Below are 15,953 nucleotides of genomic sequence, written 5' to 3' on the forward strand. Positions count from 1 at the left end.
CCCCTTTAACGATCGCAAAGGAGATATACATGCCGGAAATTATTAGCGTCAGTGAAACGCTGGAACTGCGTGCAGTAGAAGAACAACATGTTACGCCATTACATCAACTGGTGGTTAAAAATAAGGCATGGCTCCAGCAGTCGCTGAACTGGCCGCAGTTTGTTGGTTCTGAGGAGGACACGCGTAAGAACGTGCAGGGGAACATGATGTTACATCAACGCGGCTACGCCAAAATGTTCCTTATTTTTGAGCATGAAGATGTGGTGGGCATTATCTCGTTTAATCAGGTAGAACCGCTGAACAAAGCCGCTTATATCGGTTACTGGCTGGATGAAGCTCATCAGGGGCAGGGTATTATGTCCCGGGCGTTACAGGCCTTTATTCACCACTATGCACAACGCGGAGAGATCCGACGTTTTACCATTAAATGCCGGGTGAATAACCCCGAGAGCAATCGGGTGGCGCAACGTAACGGCTTCTCGCTGGAAGGTTGTATGAAACAGGCCGAGTTTCTTAATGGTGTGTACCATGATGTTAATCTCTATGCCCGAATCATCGACAACGCCTCAGAGTAAGCCAGCCAGGGGCGTGCGCGTAATACGCTGTTCGCCGTTGATAACCTTAGGCCCGCGCAGATGAATAGCATCACCATCAAACGCCTCGACGTGGGCCTGCCCGTTAATTTCAACGCGATGTTCAATGAGCACTTCTCCCCGGATGCGGACATGACCTTCAATAAGAATGTTGTCATCGAGCAGGATCGGGCCACCGCGTAGTTCGGCATGTCCGCCGACCAGCACGTGGTGTTTCAGAACGCAGTTACCCTCAACCAATGCGTGCTCTGCCACTTGTGAGCTGTAGCGCAACGTCGGAATAGCATCTTCATCAACTCCGGCTAGTATGCGGGCGTGTCCGTACACTTTCGCACAATCGCAAATCCAGACATTATTTTCCTCATTGCCTTTTATCAGCGCAAATTCAAACACTTCAGCACGGTGTTCAATAAACGCGTAGCTGACATTGGCTTCGCCATAGATCTGCGCCTGATGTACAACACGAGAATTGCTGAGGGTAGCGCGGTCGTAGATTTGCAGTATCTGGTCGCTTTCACGGGTTAATCCTTTGGCCGCGATAATTTCACAGTGACACTCAATGCATGCATCGCCGGACAGCAGACACTCTCCCTGAACGAGAGAATCTTTAACTGTGACGTTGTCACGTATTTGTGCGCCGTGGCTTATCTCAGCGCGATCGATCCAGACTTCATCACCAATCTGTACGCCATCTCTGATAATGCTTTCCTGCGTAATACGGGCATTTCCTGAGATCGCCGCACCGGAGAACGCCAGCGCATTTTCGTCGTAAATCCAGCAATTGCCGCTCTGCGCCAGTACGTTTTCATCGTCAATCCAGCCGCCTCGCGTCCCGGCTTTAACGTCATTAAAGTCAATAAGGGCGATAATCTGGCGTAGCAATACACTTTTTTTGTTGCCATTATCCTGATAACTGAAGGAGCGTGGCTCATCACTTAGGCAGTATTTGGTCATAGCCTCATTTCCATGTTGCGCACTTTAGTTAAACGTAGCAAAGTTTTCCACGCTGGCTAAACCGCCAGAAATTCCATAAAATGCATTTCAAATATACTTTAAAAAATAAACAAAATGAGTAACAACAAAGAGAGTGATCGGATCCTCAATCTTCCGGCCGGTTATTTTGGGATGGTACTGGGCATCATAGGTATGGGGTTTGCGTGGCGATATGCCAGCCAGATATGGTCGGTCGGCCACTGGGTAGGCGATGGTCTGGTGATCCTCGCGATGATTATTTGGGGTCTGTTGACGCTGGCATTTCTTACCCGCCTGGTGCGATTCCCGCACAGTGTGCTGGCAGAAATTCGCCATCCGGTGATGAGCAGCTTTGTCAGTCTTTTCCCTGCCACAACGATGCTGGTCGCAATTGGCTTTGTCCCCTGGTATCGTCCATTAGCCGTGGGATTGTTCAGTATCGGCGTGGTGATTCAGTTATTGTACGCAGCCTGGCAAACGGCAGGGCTTTGGAGAGGTTCGCATCCAGAGGAAGCAACAACGCCGGGGTTATATTTGCCGACCGTGGCCAATAACTTTATCAGCGCCATGGCCTGCGGTGCGTTGGGTTTCAACGATGCCGGATTGGTATTTTTGGGGGCAGGCGTCTTCTCATGGTTAAGCCTTGAACCTGTTATCCTGCAACGTCTACGCAGTTCAGGCGAACTACCTGCTGTATTACGCACTTCACTGGGTATTCAACTGGCGCCTGCACTGGTCGCCTGTAGCGCCTGGCTCAGCGTCAATGGCGGTGAAGGCGATACGCTGGCCAAAATGTTATTTGGCTATGGCCTGCTGCAGCTTCTTTTCATGTTACGCCTGATGCCGTGGTATTTGTCCCAGCCATTTAATGCCTCTTTCTGGAGTTTCTCGTTCGGCGTGTCAGCGCTGGCGACGACGGGGCTGCATTTAGGGCACAGCAGTGAGTCTGGTTTTTTTCATACTCTGGCGATCCCTCTGTTTATTTTTACCAATTTTATCATTGCACTATTACTGGTACGTACGTTTGTATTGCTGATGCAGGGAAAACTGCTCATCCGCACGGAGCGTGCTGCATTACTGAAATCTGAGGATAAATAATGACCCTTTGCGACGAAAACTACTTTACGGAAAAATATGATTTAACCCGCACGCATTCCGATGTTGTTGAAGCGGCAAAAATTGTTGCGCCAGGCAAAACGTTAGATCTGGGCTGCGGCAATGGTCGCAACAGCCTCTACCTGGCGGCAAACGGCTACGACGTTACCGCATGGGATAAAAATCCCATGAGCATTGCTAATCTGGAGCGCATCAAGGCTGCTGAAGGGTTGAACAATCTGCAAGCGAAGGTTGTGGATCTTAATGCGCTGAGCTTTGACGGCGAATACGACTTTATTCTTTCTACCGTTGTGATGATGTTCCTGGAAGCGAAAACAATCCCAGGGCTTATCGAAAATATGCAGCGTTGTACTAAACCTGGCGGATATAACCTGATCGTCGCAGCAATGGACACTGATGATTTCCCTTGCACCGTCGGTTTCCCGTTTGCGTTTAAAGAAGGTGAATTACGCCGTTATTACAATGGTTGGGATCTGCTGAAATATAACGAAGATGTGGGTGAACTTCACCGCACAGATGAAAACGGCAATCGCATTAAACTGCGCTTTGCGACAATGCTGGCGCGTAAGACGGCCTGACCCTCCTGGTAAGATAACTCTCTCTGCGGGCAGCATTTTTTTATCGTGCTGACCGCAGAAATAAAAATGTGTGACGCTTACCATTTTTAGTACATCCAAAATGAATCCGTTTTGCTATCCTTTTTTATGCATCATTGCGAAAACTAAAGGGATCGTTTCATGCGTACTCAAACTTTATTTAAAGTTGCAGTGCTTACCGGTTTGTTGGCGTTATCTGGCTGTGCGTCAAAAGTGACGCAGCCGGATAAATACTCTGGGTTTTTAAAAGATTATTCTGGCCTGAAGGAAACTAAATCAGCAACCGGACAACCGGTACTCCGTTGGGTTGACCCAAACTTCAATGAATCCAAATACGACAATATCGTTTATAACCCGATAACGTATTATCCGATTCCTAAGCCCACCACACAGGTAGGTCAGCAGGTTCTTGATAAGTTGCTGACCTATACCAACACTCAAATGAAGACCGCTATTGCTAAACGTAAACCTCTGGTTACGACCCCAGGTCCGCGTAGCCTGATTTTCCGTGGGGCGATCACAGGTGTAGCAACCAGTAAAGAAGGGCTGCAATTCTATGAAGTGGTCCCGGTTGCGCTGGTCGTAGCAGGTACTCAAATGGTAACAGGGCACCGCACAATGGATACTCACCTCTATTTCGAGGGTGAGTTGATCGATGCGGCGACCAATAAGCCAGTGATTAGAGTTGTACGTCAGGGTGAAGGTAAAGACCTGAACAACGAAAGCACGCCAATGGCGTTCGAAACGTTGAAAAAAGTTGTTGATGACATGGCGACAGACGCCTCAATGTTTGACGTGAACAGCAACAAAAAATAATGATGAACGCACCATCTGCAACAAGCAGATGGTGCCTTTTTCTATGCCGTACGGCGACGGTAAAATAACTTACCAACCAGAGCCTCAGGTCGTGCAAACATCACCAGATTCCCCAGTAAAATCAGCACTAACCCGGCAATCGCATTGAGCTGCCAGACATACCCCTCATACAATGTAGACAGCGTGAGCGCCACCAATGGGAAAAGCAATGTGCTGTATGCTGCCTTACTGGGACCAATGCGTCCGACCAGCGTGAAATAGGCGCCGAAGGCAATCACTGAACCAAAAATCGCCAGATACAACAGTGCGCTGAGATAGCTGAAAGTCCACTGCGGCGTGAAGTTATCGCCACGCACCACAGCAATCGCCGCAATCAATAATGTGCCATACAGCATTGCCCAACTGTTGGTGGTCAGGATCTCGAGCCCTTTTTTCTGATGGCGCATGCTGATCATATTGCCCAGTGAGAAACCAAAGGTCCCCAGAGCACTTAAGCCAATTCCCAACAACAGTGAATGATTAAACCCGCTGTTGACCAAATCTTGCCAGAACAGCGTGACGATACCCGTTAACCCCAGAACGGCTGCAATATAGAAGCGTACCGGCGGTTTTTGACCAAAAAATACGAAGCTATTTATCGCATTGAACAGCACTGCCATGGAGAAAATAACCGATTCCAGCCCTGTATTGATCCAGGCAGCAGCGGTGTAAAAACACCAGAAGTTGAAGCAAAAAACGCATCCTCCCTGCAACAGACAAAACAGATGATCGCGACCGGAAAGCTTGCGTAGTCTGCCACTCATCAGCAGGAGCAATATCATCACTACGCTGGCGACGGCAAAACGCCAGAAGATGGAGACGGGCGCAGGAACCGGACCTTGCTGCAGGTAAATTGCAATCCATGTGGTTCCCCATATCACCACGACCAGACAGTACAACAGTGCGTTCATACAACTCCCTCTCTCTTTTTTTTATTCAGAAATACACTGTGTCATGACATCAGTCAGGGGGCTTTCATCTGTTTGCGCGGGACTTGCATAATCTTGCGCTTTTTTTGCCGCAAGCGTGAAAAGGAGGCTGTTAACGACATATAGCTGAGATAGACTGAAAAGCCTGCTAACTTCTTTTGAATGTGATGGTATGTCTCAGCCCTACGATGCCTTTGAAAACTTACGCAAACATAATGCCGTGTTGCATGAATCGGTTGCGTTACATTCAGGGATCCAACTGGCGGCCTGGTCGAACAAACGCGACACCATCACACAATATTGCGATCACCATACGCTCAGTTTGTATGTCGCCGATGGCTACGAGAGCTATCACAAGACGGCGGGGGGCTGGAAGAACGGTGGCGGCCCGGACCGTTTCTGTCTGATGCCGAAAGAGAGCGAGTCGAGTTGGGACATCCGTGATGCCCTGTCGTTTGTTCATCTCTACTGTACGGACGCACATTTACGTGAAGTGGGTGAGAAAGTCTGGGACAAAAGTCCATATAGTTTCACACTGGATGAGCATACATTTGGTAGCGACCCCGGGATCACCGCAGTTTACCGCCAGTTTTTGCTCGGAAATGACTGGCAGCAACCCGCCAATCATCTCACGCTCAGCGCTGCATCCTCGCTTTTATTAACGCACCTGATCCAGCATTACAGCAATGTACAATGGCGGGCACCGGCGGTCACGGGAGGTCTTGCTCCCGTCACATTGCGAAACGTACTGGCCTATATTGAGGCACATCTTGCTTACCCGATAACCCTGAGCGATCTGGCAGGCGAAGCGGCGTTAAGTGATTTTCACTTTGCCAGAATGTTTCGTCAGTCAATGAACATGGCACCGCACCAGTACGTTATGCAGCGGCGAATGACGCTGGCACAACAACTGGTCTGCTATTCTTCACGCAGTTTGTCGGATATTGCGATGGCATGTGGATTCAGTTCGGCAAGCCATTTCAGTAACCGGTTTAAACAGGTGACGGGTAAGACGCCATCGCAGTTACGCGCGGCGCGCTAATCTCAGCACCGCATAGCACAACCCACCGGCTACTAATCCCCAGAATGCAGAGCCAATCCCCAATAGCGTTAACCCACTGGCGGTAACCAGAAAAGTGATGATGGCGGCATCCCGTTCCGTTTCATTATGTAATGCCTGGTACAGACTGCCGCTAATGGTCCCCAACAGCGCCAGACCAGCCAACATCTGGATCCAGCTAACGGGCAGGGCTGTCATTAACCCACTGACTGAACCGCCAAATATCCCCGCCAGCAAATAGAATACGCCAGCAGCGGCAGCGGCTAACCAGCGTCGCTGTGCGTCAGGGTGTGCTTCGGGACTTTGGCAAATCGCAGCGGTGATGGCGGCTATACAAATGGAATAGACACCAAAAGGGGAAAACAACAGTGCCAGCAGGCCGGTGAAAACAATCAGCGGTGAAACAGGCAATGAGTAGCCGGAAGCCTTCATGGTGGCGATACCAGGAGCATTTTGCGATGCCATCGTCACCAGAAATAGCGGTATCGCAACGCTGATGCTGTAGGCAAAGGAAAAATGAGGAGCAATAAACTCAGGTACTACCGGCGACAGGCTTACACTATTTGTGACAATGTCACCTTTAATCAGAGCAATGACGATACCCACCAGCATCGCGGCGATAACCGCATAACGTGGGGCCAGGACTTTTAAGACCAGCCACGCCAGCAGCATACTGCCGCACAGAACCCACTCACTATTGAGACTGGCGAATGCCTGCAATCCAAAACGTAGCAGGATCCCGGCCAGCATAGCCGACGCCAGAGAGTGTGGGATAATTTTCATCAGACGGGCGAACAGCCCGGTTACGCCGCACAGCACAATTAGCGCATTAGCGACAATAAAAACGCCGATCGCGTCCTGAATTGTTAAGCCTTGCAGACCGGTGACCAGCAGTGCCGCGCCAGGTGTTGACCAGGCAGTCAATACCGGAGCGCGATACCATAGTGTCAGTACCAGTGTGCTAACGCCCATCGCGAGCCCAAGGGCAGTCATCCAGCCCGCGATTTGCGCGCTTGTCGCACCCGCAGACATTGCCGCTTGCCAGATAATAGCCGCCGAGCTGGCGTAGCCGACCAGAACGGCAACGAAACCGGATAAGACGGTGGGTAAAGGTATTGAAAGCGCGCGCATAAAGACTCCGTGTGCGTTATAACGGTCAGTCACTGTATCACTGTGCGTTATAGCGTACAAGTGGTAAGCTATTGTTTTGCAGAAGGGGATTAAGGGAGGAATAAATGGACAATTTAACTCAATATCTGGCCACTACGCTCAGAACATTGCGCCACCAGCGAGAATGGAGCCTTTCTCGCCTGGCCGAGGAGACAGGCGTTTCAAAGGCAATGCTGGGGCAGATTGAACGTAATGAATCCAGCCCCACGGTGGCGACATTGTGGAAAATCGCGACTGGGCTGAACGTCCCATTTTCAACCTTTATTTCACCGCCAGAATCCGACGGCACGACCACATTCGATCCCGAACAACAGGCAATGGTGGTGACACCGCTTTTCCCGTGGGATCCACAACTTTGCTTTGACCATTTTTCGATCCTATTGGCTCCGGGGGCGCTGAGTGAATCTACCCCACATGAGACTGGCGTCATTGAGCATGTCGTAGTGATTAATGGCCTGCTCGATATGTACATTGAGGGGGCATGGCGAACATTAAAAGCCGGTGAGGGGGTGCGTTTTGCCGGAGATACTGCGCACAGTTATCGTAACAGCAGTGAACAGACGGTTCACTTTCATTCACTCATCCATTACCCGCGCAGTTAATCGGGAAAACTATTCCGAAACGTTGCGCTTCTGACTACAATAGCCGCCATTTTGCCGCTATTGGATGGTAACAACTGTATGCGTCAGCAACCTCATCGCCTTGAACTGTTAAGCCCGGCCCGTGATACCGCGATTGCGCGCGAAGCCATTTTACACGGCGCAGATGCCGTATACATTGGCGGTCCCGGTTTTGGGGCGCGTCATAATGCCAGCAACAGCCTGAAAGATATCGCTGATCTGGTGCCTTTTGCCCATCGTTATGGGGCGAAAATTTTTGTGACGCTGAATACGATCCTGCATGATGATGAGCTGGAACCCGCGCAGCGGTTAATTACCGATCTGTATCAAACCGGCGTTGACGCGTTAATTGTGCAGGATATGGGGATACTGGAACTGGATATTCCCCCTATTGAACTGCATGCCAGTACCCAGTGCGATATCCGTAGTGTAGAGAAGGCGAAATTTCTCTCTGACGTCGGATTCACCCAGATTGTACTGGCGCGGGAATTAAGCCTTGAACAAATTAGCGCTATTCATCAGTCCACAGACGCTACCATTGAGTTTTTTATTCATGGTGCGCTGTGCGTGGCTTATTCAGGCCAGTGCTATATCTCCCATGCCCAGACTGGCCGCAGTGCTAACCGTGGGGATTGCTCTCAGGCCTGTCGCTTGCCATATACCCTGAAAGACGATCAGGGCCGCGTGGTGTCATATGAAAAACATCTGTTGTCGATGAAAGATAACGATCAAACCGCCAATCTCGGCGCGTTGATTGATGCGGGTGTGCGGTCCTTCAAAATTGAAGGTCGCTACAAAGATATGAGCTATGTGAAAAACATTACAGCACATTATCGGCAGATGCTGGATGCGATAATCGAAGAGCGGGGCGATCTGGCCCGGGCTTCTGCGGGGCGAACTGAGCATTTCTTTACTCCCTCCACGGAAAAAACTTTCCACCGTGGCAGCACCGATTATTTTGTTAACGCCCGGAAAGGGGATATCGGTGCTTTCGACTCACCGAAATTTATAGGTCTGCCCGTCGGAGAAGTGCTGAAAGTTGCGAAAGACCATCTTGATGTTGAGGTGACGGAACCGCTGGCGAACGGCGATGGCCTGAACGTGTTAATTAAACGTGATGTGGTAGGGTTTCGGGCTAATACGGTGGAAAAAACGGGACACAACCGTTATCGGGTCTGGCCGAATGACATGCCTGCCGATCTGCACAAAGTTCGCCCGCACCATCCGCTGAACCGCAATCTCGATCATAACTGGCAACAAGCGTTAACCAAGACGTCCAGCGAACGCCGGGTGGCGGTAGATATTGAGCTGGGCGGCTGGCAGGAGCAGTTGATCCTGACGCTCACCAGTGAAGAGGGCGTGAGTATTACCCATACGTTGGACGGCCTGTTTGAAGAAGCTAACAATGCGGAAAAAGCGTTGAGTAATTTGCAGGATGGCCTGGCAAAACTGGGGCAAACGCTCTATTACGCCCGCGATATTCAGGTCAATTTGCCGGGGGCGCTGTTCGTACCGAACGGGCAACTCAATCAGTTCCGGCGTGAAGCTGTAGATATGCTGGATGCCGCTCGTCTGGCCAGTTATCAGCGTGGCTGCCGTAAACCTGTTTCCGAACCGGCACCGGTGTATCCACAAACGCATCTGAGTTTTCTGGCGAACGTTTATAACCATAAAGCGCGTGAGTTTTATCACCGTTATGGTGTCCAGTTGATTGATGCCGCTTATGAGGCACATGAAGAAAAAGGTGACGTCCCGGTAATGATCACCAAGCACTGCCTGCGTTTTGCCTTCAATCTGTGCCCGAAACAGGCAAAAGGAAATATCAAAAGCTGGAAAGCGACTCCAATGCAACTGGTCAATGGTGATGAAGTGCTGACGCTAAAATTTGATTGCCGACCGTGCGAAATGCACGTTATCGGCAAGATTAAGCATCACATTCTGAAAATGCCGTTGCCGGGTAGCGTTGTAGCTTCTGTCAGCCCGGAAGATCTGATGAAAACGCTGCCAAAACGTAAAGGCTAAGCATTAACTTAAATGTGTATCGGGCTTGCGTGATTTTAGCCAGTGATGATGCTCACGTAGATCGGCGGCGGACTCTTCCGCCGTCACACGTAATTCATCGCTGTCGGCTGAGTGGCGTAATAAATGATCGGCATCCTGTACCTGAAGATATTCATGTCCCTGATTAGAAGCGAAAAGCTGGCCGGAGAAAAGCGCGCTGGCCAGCAATAACACCGTTAACCCTTTCTTAAACATCATGCAGCCTCTGGTACGTAATAAACAGAAATGGCGATAATTTCGCCTGGTGACTATTTCAATATTTATTCGGACCAAAGGCAACATCTGTTTCGCAAACTCGGCAATTATTACTGAGTTGTTTAATAATCGTTTGAATTTTGAGTTTCCGGGAAGTGCGAGCACAACCCGGCTTGAATCGCAATGTCCTAGGACTTAAAACCTGCCGCCGTCATCAACAGACGGAAGAACATGCCAACGCCAGCGAGCGCCAGCACACTTCCTCCCCAGAGGATCACCAGCCACATCAGGCGTTTCCAGATCGATTGCTGCATCAATGATACCCCTCACCATGTTGAACTTTGCCGCGAAAAACGTAATAGCTCCAGAAGGTGTAAACGAGGATTATGGGGATAATCAGCAGTGCACCAACTAACATGAAGCCCTGACTCTGCGCTGGTGCCGCAGCCTGCCAGAGGGTAATTGACGGTGGAATAATATGCGGCCAGATACTGATCCCCAACCCGCTGAAACCCAGAAAAATCAAGCCGAGTGTCAGCACAAAAGGCACTGCATGGCAGCTTTGCTGGCCCAATGTGCGCCAGATCCACAGACTGATAAGCGCAACCAGTACCGGTACTGGCATCAGGAACCACAGATTCGGCAGGCTAAACCAGCGCTCGTAAATGGCGCTGTGTGCCAGTGGCGTCCAGAGGCTGATAATGGCAATCACGACCAGCAGTGTGAGCAGCAGTTTTTTTGCCACGTTGCGCATTTTATCCTGCAACGGGTTTTCGCTTTTCATGACCAACCATGTTGCTCCGAGCAGAGCATATGCGACAACCAGCCCGACTCCGCAAAACAGCGTGAAAGGTGTCAGCCAGTCGAATGGTCCACCGCTGTAGCTGCGTCCGGTGACTGAAAAACCGTTGAGAACAGCACCAACAACAACGCCCTGGGTGAAGGTCGCGAGGATTGAACCGCACAGAAAGGCTCTATCCCAGAATGGTCGGTGAGCCGGTGTAGCATTGAAACGGAATTCAAAGGCGACGCCACGAAAAATCAACCCTATGAGCATCAGCGTTAACGGAATGGTCAGCGCATCGACAATCACGGCATAGGCCAGTGGAAAAGCGCCGAACAAGCCTGCGCCACCGAGTACCAGCCAGGTTTCATTCCCGTCCCATACCGGTGCCACGCTGTTGACCATCACGTCCCGATCGTCGGCATCCTGAATGGCGGGGAATAAAATGCCGATCCCGAGATCAAAACCGTCCATCACGATATACATCAGCGTGGCGAACACGATGATAACAAACCAAATAACTGATAAATCAATACCCATTAGCGGAGCACCTCAGGTTGCGAATCGAGGACCGCAGCTGAAAGCGGCCGTGCAGGAGTGCCTGATGGCGGGATGGTCGGCGGATCTTCCTGAGGCCCTTTGCGGATCAGGCGGATCATATAGCTGTAACCCACGCCGAAGACCGAGCTGTAAACCACAAAGAAGGCCAGCAAACTGATGCTCATATGCAGATCGCCATGCGCGGAAACCGCATCCGCTGTACGTTGTAGCCCATAAACTACCCACGGCTGACGTCCCACTTCGGTGGTGACCCAACCTGCAAGAATAGCAATCAGACCTGAAGGTCCCATCCACAGCGCGAATCTCAGGAAGGGACGCGAAGTGTATAAACGCTGTCTGTAGCGTAGCCAGAGCGCGAATGCGCCCAGCAGGATCATCAGCATGCCTAAGCCTGCCATAATACGAAACGACCAGAACACCATGGTGGAGTTAGGGCGATCTTCTTTCGGAAACTCTTTTAACGCCGGAACCTGTTTGTCCAGACTATGCGTAAGGATCAGGCTTCCCAGTGCCGGGATAGCCAACCCGTAACGGGTACGTTCCTGCTCCATGTCAGGCCAGCCGAACAGCAGCAGTGGAGTCGGTTCCCCTGGCGGGTTTTCCCAGTGTCCTTCAATGGCTGCAATTTTCGCGGGCTGATGCTTAAGGGTATTCAGTCCGTGCATGTCACCAATCAGCGCCTGGAGTGGGGCGACGATCAATGTCATCCACAGCGCCATGGAGAACATGGCCCGAATAGCCGGGGTGTTATTACCGCGTAATAAATGCCAGGCAGCTGACGCGGCGACAAACAGGGCGCTGCTGAGGAATGCTGCGACGGACATATGTAGCAGTCGATAAGGGAATGAAGGATTGAAAATGACGGCAAACCAGTCCACTGGCACTACCTGTCCATTGACAATTTCGTAGCCCTGCGGCGTTTGCATCCAGCTGTTTGATGCCAGGATCCAGAAGGTAGAGATAATGGTCCCCAGCGCGACCATACAGGTGGCAAAGAAGTGCAGGCCGGGTCCCACTCTGTTCCAGCCAAACAGCATGACACCAAGGAAACCCGCTTCCAGGAAGAATGCGGTTAACACTTCGTAGGTCAGTAATGGCCCGGTGATACTGCCAGCGAACTCAGAAAAGCCGCTCCAGTTGGTACCAAACTGGTAAGCCATGACCAGACCCGATACGACACCCATGCCAAAGTTAACGGCAAATATTTTAGACCAGAAATGATACAGCGACCGCCAGGTCGGATTTTTCGTCTTCAGCCAAAGACCTTCGAGTACCGCCAGATAGCTGGCAAGTCCGATAGTTATAGCCGGAAAGATAATGTGAAAGGACACCGTAAACGCGAACTGGATCCTCGCCAGGTGAAACGCGTCAAGACCGAACATGCTTAACTCCGCAGGCAAAATTGATTTAGCGCAATTCTAAGCCTGGGGAACAGCGGGGGGCAGAAACAGAACTGTTCTTTTTAACCATAACAGTTATAAAAAATAAGTTGATTATGTAAACTGATATACATCGTGGTTATCACCGACACCGGATATCAGGACGAAAAATGAAAAAGTATCAGCGGCTGGCGGAACAAATTCGCGATCAAATTGCGTCTGGCGTATGGCAGCCAGGCGATCGCCTGCCATCCTTGCGTGAGCAAGTGGTAAGCAGCGGAATGAGTTTTATGACCGTCGGACACGCTTACCAGCTACTGGAAAGCCAGGGACGGATCATTGCCCGACCGCAGTCGGGTTACTATGTTGCTGCACGTCCCGAGCGTGAGGTTTCAATACCGCAAGTGCAGGTCATGCGTGATGAAGCCGTGGATATCAATACCTATATTTTTGACATGTTGCAGGCCAGTAGGGATGCATCTGTTATGCCATTTGCTTCCGCATTCCCCGATCCCCGCTTATTTCCCTTGCAGCAGCTTAACCGTTCGCTGGCGCAGGTAAGCAAAACAGCCACAGCCATGAGCGTTATCGAAAACCTGCCACCGGGTAATGCTGAACTGCGTCACGCTATCGCACGGCGTTATGCTCAGCAGGGGATCACTATTTCGCCCGATGAGATTGTGATTACCGCAGGTGCGCTTGAAGCCCTCAACCTGAGTTTGCAGGCGGTGACTGAACCGGGTGATTGGGTTATCGTGGAAAACCCCTGTTTTTACGGTGCATTGCAGGCCCTGGAACGACTGCGTCTGAAGGCGCTTTCTGTGGCCACTGATGTAAAGGAAGGCATCGACCTTGTTGCACTGGAACTGGCATTACAGGAGTATCCGGTAAAAGCCTGCTGGTTGATGACCAACAGTCAAAACCCGCTTGGCTTTACGCTCAGCGCACAGAAAAAAGCCAGTCTGATTGCATTGCTGGAAAAATATAACGTCATGCTGATTGAAGATGACGTTTATAGCGAGCTTTACTTTGGCCGTGAAAAACCGTTGCCCGCAAAGGCCTGGGATCACGGCGACAGAGTGCTGCATTGTTCTTCGTTTTCGAAATGCCTGGTGCCAGGATTTCGTGTTGGCTGGGTTGCCGCAGGAAAACATGCCCGCCGCATTCAGCGACTCCAGTTGATGAGTACCTTATCAACCAGTTCTCCAATGCAGCTTGCACTGGTGGATTACCTGTCCACGCGGCGTTATGACGCGCATCTGCGTCGGTTACGCCGTCAACTGGCAGAACGCAAACAGCAGGCCTGGCAAACGCTGCTTCGTCATCTTCCGGCGGAAGTCAAAATTCACCATAACGACAGCGGCTATTTTCTGTGGCTGGAACTGCCCGAGCCACTCGATGCGGGGGAACTCAGTACTCAGGCGCTGGCCCACCATATTAGTATTGCGCCAGGTAAAATGTTCTCAACATCGGGGACCTGGACACGTTTCTTTCGCTTCAATACCGCATGGAACTGGGGAGAGCGCGAGGAGCAGGCAGTGAAATTGCTCGGGAAATTAATTCGCGAGATGATGAAATAATACCGAACGCGCTATTCAATATAAAAGAATAGTGCGTTCTTATTTTCGAAATAACGAATGCCTGGCCATAAAGTTATTTATATCGAGTGCCACCATACAAAATATCAATAGTTGTTGGTATTACCCCCTGCGCATCTAACTCCTTGTCTATACTCCAGAAGATTTAGTCATCCTGCCAGAGCCCACGACGTAATGAGCGTTAGCTCACAACCTGATTAAATTTCCTTGCGCCAGCAGGAACGCTTACGACACCCCGACTATTTTTAGGAAAGGACATATATTTACGGCATGGCTGCCGCTCAATATTTTTCGACAGGAGTAAGATGTTATGAGCAAGCAATTTGCCCTCAGTAGTCTGTGTGCCCTCAGTATGACGCTGATGACAGCCCATGCAGCCGAACCCCCCACATCATTAGATAAACCGGAAGGCCGCCTGGATATTATTGCCTGGCCGGGTTATATCGAACGTGGACAAACCGATAAACAATATGACTGGGTCTCACAGTTTGAGAAGGACACCGGTTGTGCGGTCAATGTGAAAACAGCAGCCACCTCAGACGAAATGGTCAGCCTGATGGCAAAAGGCGGTTATGACCTGGTAACGGCTTCAGGTGATGCTTCACTGCGTTTGATTATGGGGAAACGCGTTCAACCTATTAACACAGCGCTTATCCCTAACTGGAAAACTATCGATCCGCGCGTTGTAAAAGGTGAGTGGTTTAACGTTGGTGGGAAAGTCTATGGCACGCCATATCAGTGGGGGCCAAACCTGCTGATGTACAACACCAAAACCTTCCCGACACCACCGGATAGCTGGAACGTGGTGTTTGTGGAACAAAACCTTCCTGACGGGAAAAGCAATAAAGGGCGCGTACAGGCTTACGACGGTCCAATTTATATTGCAGATGCCGCGCTGTTCGTTAAAGCCACTCAGCCACAACTGGGCATCAGCGACCCGTATCAACTCACTGAAAAACAGTATCAGGCGGTCATTAAGGTTCTGAGCGATCAACATGCACTGATCCACCGCTACTGGCATGACACCACCGTGCAAATGAGTGATTTCAAAAACGAAGGTGTCGTGGCTTCCAGCGCCTGGCCGTATCAGGCTAACGCCCTGAAAGGTGAAGGCCAGCCGATCGCGACCGTATTTCCAAAAGAGGGCGTTACCGGCTGGGCTGACACCACTATGCTGCACAGCGAAGCGAAACACCCGGTTTGTGCGTACAAATGGATGAACTGGTCATTAACGCCGAAAGTACAGGGCGATGTTGCCGCCTGGTTTGGTTCTCTGCCTGTTGTGCCGGAAGGATGTAAAGCCAGCCCACTTCTGGGTGAAAAAGGCTGTGAAACCAATGGGTATAGCTTTTTCGACAAAATCGCTTTCTGGAAAACGCCCATCGCAGAAGGTGGGAAATTTGTACCGTACAGTCGCTGGACGCAGGATTACATAGCCATTATGGGCGGTCGCTAATTCCGCTG

Annotated in this window: 16 protein-coding genes; 9 read left to right on the forward strand and 7 right to left on the reverse strand. The window is 50.7% G+C overall.

All coding sequences use genetic code 11. The annotated features are described in order from the left end of the window. Positions 1-29: 29 nt before the first annotated feature. Positions 30-575 carry a 50S ribosomal protein L7/L12-serine acetyltransferase gene (rimL, locus tag OGY01_RS06920; RefSeq protein WP_286492693.1) on the forward strand — a complete coding sequence of 182 codons (546 nt, stop codon included), beginning with the start codon at positions 30-32 and terminating at the stop codon, positions 573-575. Here rimL and ydcK read toward each other — a convergent pair. Next, the gene (gene ydcK / locus OGY01_RS06925; protein ID WP_286492695.1) at positions 567-1,547 is read right to left on the reverse strand and encodes a YdcK family protein; all 981 of its coding nucleotides are present in this window, start codon (positions 1,545-1,547) and stop codon (positions 567-569) included. The two genes, rimL and ydcK, sit on opposite strands and share 9 nt — an antisense overlap. Positions 1,548-1,661: 114 nt before the next feature. Between ydcK and tehA the strand changes: the two genes are divergently transcribed. From tehA to OGY01_RS06940, 3 genes are all read left to right on the forward strand, one after another. Beyond that, positions 1,662-2,663: a dicarboxylate transporter/tellurite-resistance protein TehA gene (gene tehA / locus OGY01_RS06930; protein WP_045443348.1), complete on the forward strand. Its 1,002-nt coding sequence runs from the start codon at positions 1,662-1,664 to the stop codon at positions 2,661-2,663. Then, positions 2,663-3,259: a tellurite resistance methyltransferase TehB gene (gene tehB / locus OGY01_RS06935; RefSeq protein ID WP_045443345.1), complete on the forward strand. Its 597-nt coding sequence runs from the start codon at positions 2,663-2,665 to the stop codon at positions 3,257-3,259. Before tehA ends, tehB begins: the two co-directional genes overlap by 1 nt. Positions 3,260-3,418: 159 nt before the next feature. Next, the gene (locus tag OGY01_RS06940) at positions 3,419-4,093 is read left to right on the forward strand and encodes a DUF3313 domain-containing protein (RefSeq protein ID WP_045443332.1); all 675 of its coding nucleotides are present in this window, start codon (positions 3,419-3,421) and stop codon (positions 4,091-4,093) included. A 41-nt stretch (positions 4,094-4,134) separates the two neighbouring features. Here the strand turns inward: OGY01_RS06940 and OGY01_RS06945 are convergent, their stop codons facing one another. Beyond that, positions 4,135-5,043 carry a DMT family transporter gene (locus OGY01_RS06945; protein ID WP_286492697.1) on the reverse strand — a complete coding sequence of 303 codons (909 nt, stop codon included), beginning with the start codon at positions 5,041-5,043 and terminating at the stop codon, positions 4,135-4,137. A 190-nt stretch (positions 5,044-5,233) separates the two neighbouring features. Between OGY01_RS06945 and OGY01_RS06950 the strand changes: the two genes are divergently transcribed. Beyond that, positions 5,234-6,103 carry a helix-turn-helix domain-containing protein gene (locus OGY01_RS06950; protein WP_045443327.1) on the forward strand — a complete coding sequence of 290 codons (870 nt, stop codon included), beginning with the start codon at positions 5,234-5,236 and terminating at the stop codon, positions 6,101-6,103. Here the strand turns inward: OGY01_RS06950 and OGY01_RS06955 are convergent. Continuing rightward, positions 6,086-7,252, reverse strand: coding sequence for a benzoate/H(+) symporter BenE family transporter (locus tag OGY01_RS06955; protein WP_045443324.1), 1,167 nt, complete (start codon positions 7,250-7,252; stop codon positions 6,086-6,088). The two genes, OGY01_RS06950 and OGY01_RS06955, sit on opposite strands and share 18 nt — an antisense overlap. Positions 7,253-7,356: 104 nt before the next feature. Between OGY01_RS06955 and OGY01_RS06960 the strand changes: the two genes are divergently transcribed. Further along, entirely contained in the window at positions 7,357-7,893 is a 537-nt protein-coding gene (locus OGY01_RS06960; protein ID WP_045443321.1) for a helix-turn-helix domain-containing protein, read from the forward strand. 78 nt (positions 7,894-7,971) lie between these two features. After that, entirely contained in the window at positions 7,972-9,933 is a 1,962-nt protein-coding gene (gene rlhA / locus OGY01_RS06965; protein ID WP_048221409.1) for a 23S rRNA 5-hydroxycytidine C2501 synthase, read from the forward strand. Positions 9,934-9,936: 3 nt separating this feature from the next. Here rlhA and OGY01_RS06970 read toward each other — a convergent pair whose 3' ends face one another. The 4 genes from OGY01_RS06970 to OGY01_RS06985 all read right to left on the reverse strand — a co-directional run bounded on the left by OGY01_RS06970 (position 9,937) and on the right by OGY01_RS06985 (position 12,894). Then, positions 9,937-10,167 carry a DUF2554 family protein gene (locus OGY01_RS06970; RefSeq protein WP_200011080.1) on the reverse strand — a complete coding sequence of 77 codons (231 nt, stop codon included), beginning with the start codon at positions 10,165-10,167 and terminating at the stop codon, positions 9,937-9,939. 188 nt (positions 10,168-10,355) lie between these two features. Beyond that, positions 10,356-10,481: a DUF2474 domain-containing protein gene (locus tag OGY01_RS06975; RefSeq protein ID WP_071828945.1), complete on the reverse strand. Its 126-nt coding sequence runs from the start codon at positions 10,479-10,481 to the stop codon at positions 10,356-10,358. Further along, positions 10,481-11,491: a cytochrome d ubiquinol oxidase subunit II gene (gene cydB, locus OGY01_RS06980; protein WP_286492698.1), complete on the reverse strand. Its 1,011-nt coding sequence runs from the start codon at positions 11,489-11,491 to the stop codon at positions 10,481-10,483. The genes OGY01_RS06975 and cydB overlap by 1 nt, the downstream gene beginning before the upstream one ends. After that, positions 11,491-12,894 carry a cytochrome ubiquinol oxidase subunit I gene (locus OGY01_RS06985; protein ID WP_045443300.1) on the reverse strand — a complete coding sequence of 468 codons (1,404 nt, stop codon included), beginning with the start codon at positions 12,892-12,894 and terminating at the stop codon, positions 11,491-11,493. The genes cydB and OGY01_RS06985 overlap by 1 nt, the downstream gene beginning before the upstream one ends. A 167-nt stretch (positions 12,895-13,061) precedes the next feature. On the opposite strand from OGY01_RS06985, the gene OGY01_RS06990 reads away from it, so the two are divergent. Both OGY01_RS06990 and ydcS read left to right on the forward strand, forming a co-directional pair. Continuing rightward, entirely contained in the window at positions 13,062-14,471 is a 1,410-nt protein-coding gene (locus OGY01_RS06990; RefSeq protein ID WP_045443122.1) for an aminotransferase-like domain-containing protein, read from the forward strand. Between the two features lie 328 nt (positions 14,472-14,799). Beyond that, entirely contained in the window at positions 14,800-15,945 is a 1,146-nt protein-coding gene (gene ydcS, locus OGY01_RS06995) for a putative ABC transporter substrate-binding protein YdcS (RefSeq protein ID WP_045443119.1), read from the forward strand. Positions 15,946-15,953 lie beyond the last annotated feature (8 nt).

The sequence above is a fragment of the Citrobacter sp. Cm038 genome (assembly GCF_030333105.1).
Classification (GTDB): domain Bacteria; phylum Pseudomonadota; class Gammaproteobacteria; order Enterobacterales; family Enterobacteriaceae; genus Citrobacter; species Citrobacter murliniae.

What these genes read in the sequence shown, in the direction of transcription:
- rimL (WP_286492693.1), top strand. Translation starts at nt 30, where the DNA reads ATGCCGGAAATTATTAGCGTCAGTGAAACGCTGGAACTGCGTGCAGTA.
- ydcK (WP_286492695.1), bottom strand. Translation starts at nt 1,547, where the DNA reads ATGACCAAATACTGCCTAAGTGATGAGCCACGCTCCTTCAGTTATCAG.
- tehA (WP_045443348.1), top strand. Translation starts at nt 1,662, where the DNA reads ATGAGTAACAACAAAGAGAGTGATCGGATCCTCAATCTTCCGGCCGGT.
- tehB (WP_045443345.1), top strand. Translation starts at nt 2,663, where the DNA reads ATGACCCTTTGCGACGAAAACTACTTTACGGAAAAATATGATTTAACC.
- OGY01_RS06940 (WP_045443332.1), top strand. Translation starts at nt 3,419, where the DNA reads ATGCGTACTCAAACTTTATTTAAAGTTGCAGTGCTTACCGGTTTGTTG.
- OGY01_RS06945 (WP_286492697.1), bottom strand. Translation starts at nt 5,043, where the DNA reads ATGAACGCACTGTTGTACTGTCTGGTCGTGGTGATATGGGGAACCACA.
- OGY01_RS06950 (WP_045443327.1), top strand. Translation starts at nt 5,234, where the DNA reads ATGTCTCAGCCCTACGATGCCTTTGAAAACTTACGCAAACATAATGCC.
- OGY01_RS06955 (WP_045443324.1), bottom strand. Translation starts at nt 7,252, where the DNA reads ATGCGCGCGCTTTCAATACCTTTACCCACCGTCTTATCCGGTTTCGTT.
- OGY01_RS06960 (WP_045443321.1), top strand. Translation starts at nt 7,357, where the DNA reads ATGGACAATTTAACTCAATATCTGGCCACTACGCTCAGAACATTGCGC.
- rlhA (WP_048221409.1), top strand. Translation starts at nt 7,972, where the DNA reads ATGCGTCAGCAACCTCATCGCCTTGAACTGTTAAGCCCGGCCCGTGAT.
- OGY01_RS06970 (WP_200011080.1), bottom strand. Translation starts at nt 10,167, where the DNA reads ATGTTTAAGAAAGGGTTAACGGTGTTATTGCTGGCCAGCGCGCTTTTC.
- OGY01_RS06975 (WP_071828945.1), bottom strand. Translation starts at nt 10,481, where the DNA reads ATGCAGCAATCGATCTGGAAACGCCTGATGTGGCTGGTGATCCTCTGG.
- cydB (WP_286492698.1), bottom strand. Translation starts at nt 11,491, where the DNA reads ATGGGTATTGATTTATCAGTTATTTGGTTTGTTATCATCGTGTTCGCC.
- OGY01_RS06985 (WP_045443300.1), bottom strand. Translation starts at nt 12,894, where the DNA reads ATGTTCGGTCTTGACGCGTTTCACCTGGCGAGGATCCAGTTCGCGTTT.
- OGY01_RS06990 (WP_045443122.1), top strand. Translation starts at nt 13,062, where the DNA reads ATGAAAAAGTATCAGCGGCTGGCGGAACAAATTCGCGATCAAATTGCG.
- ydcS (WP_045443119.1), top strand. Translation starts at nt 14,800, where the DNA reads ATGAGCAAGCAATTTGCCCTCAGTAGTCTGTGTGCCCTCAGTATGACG.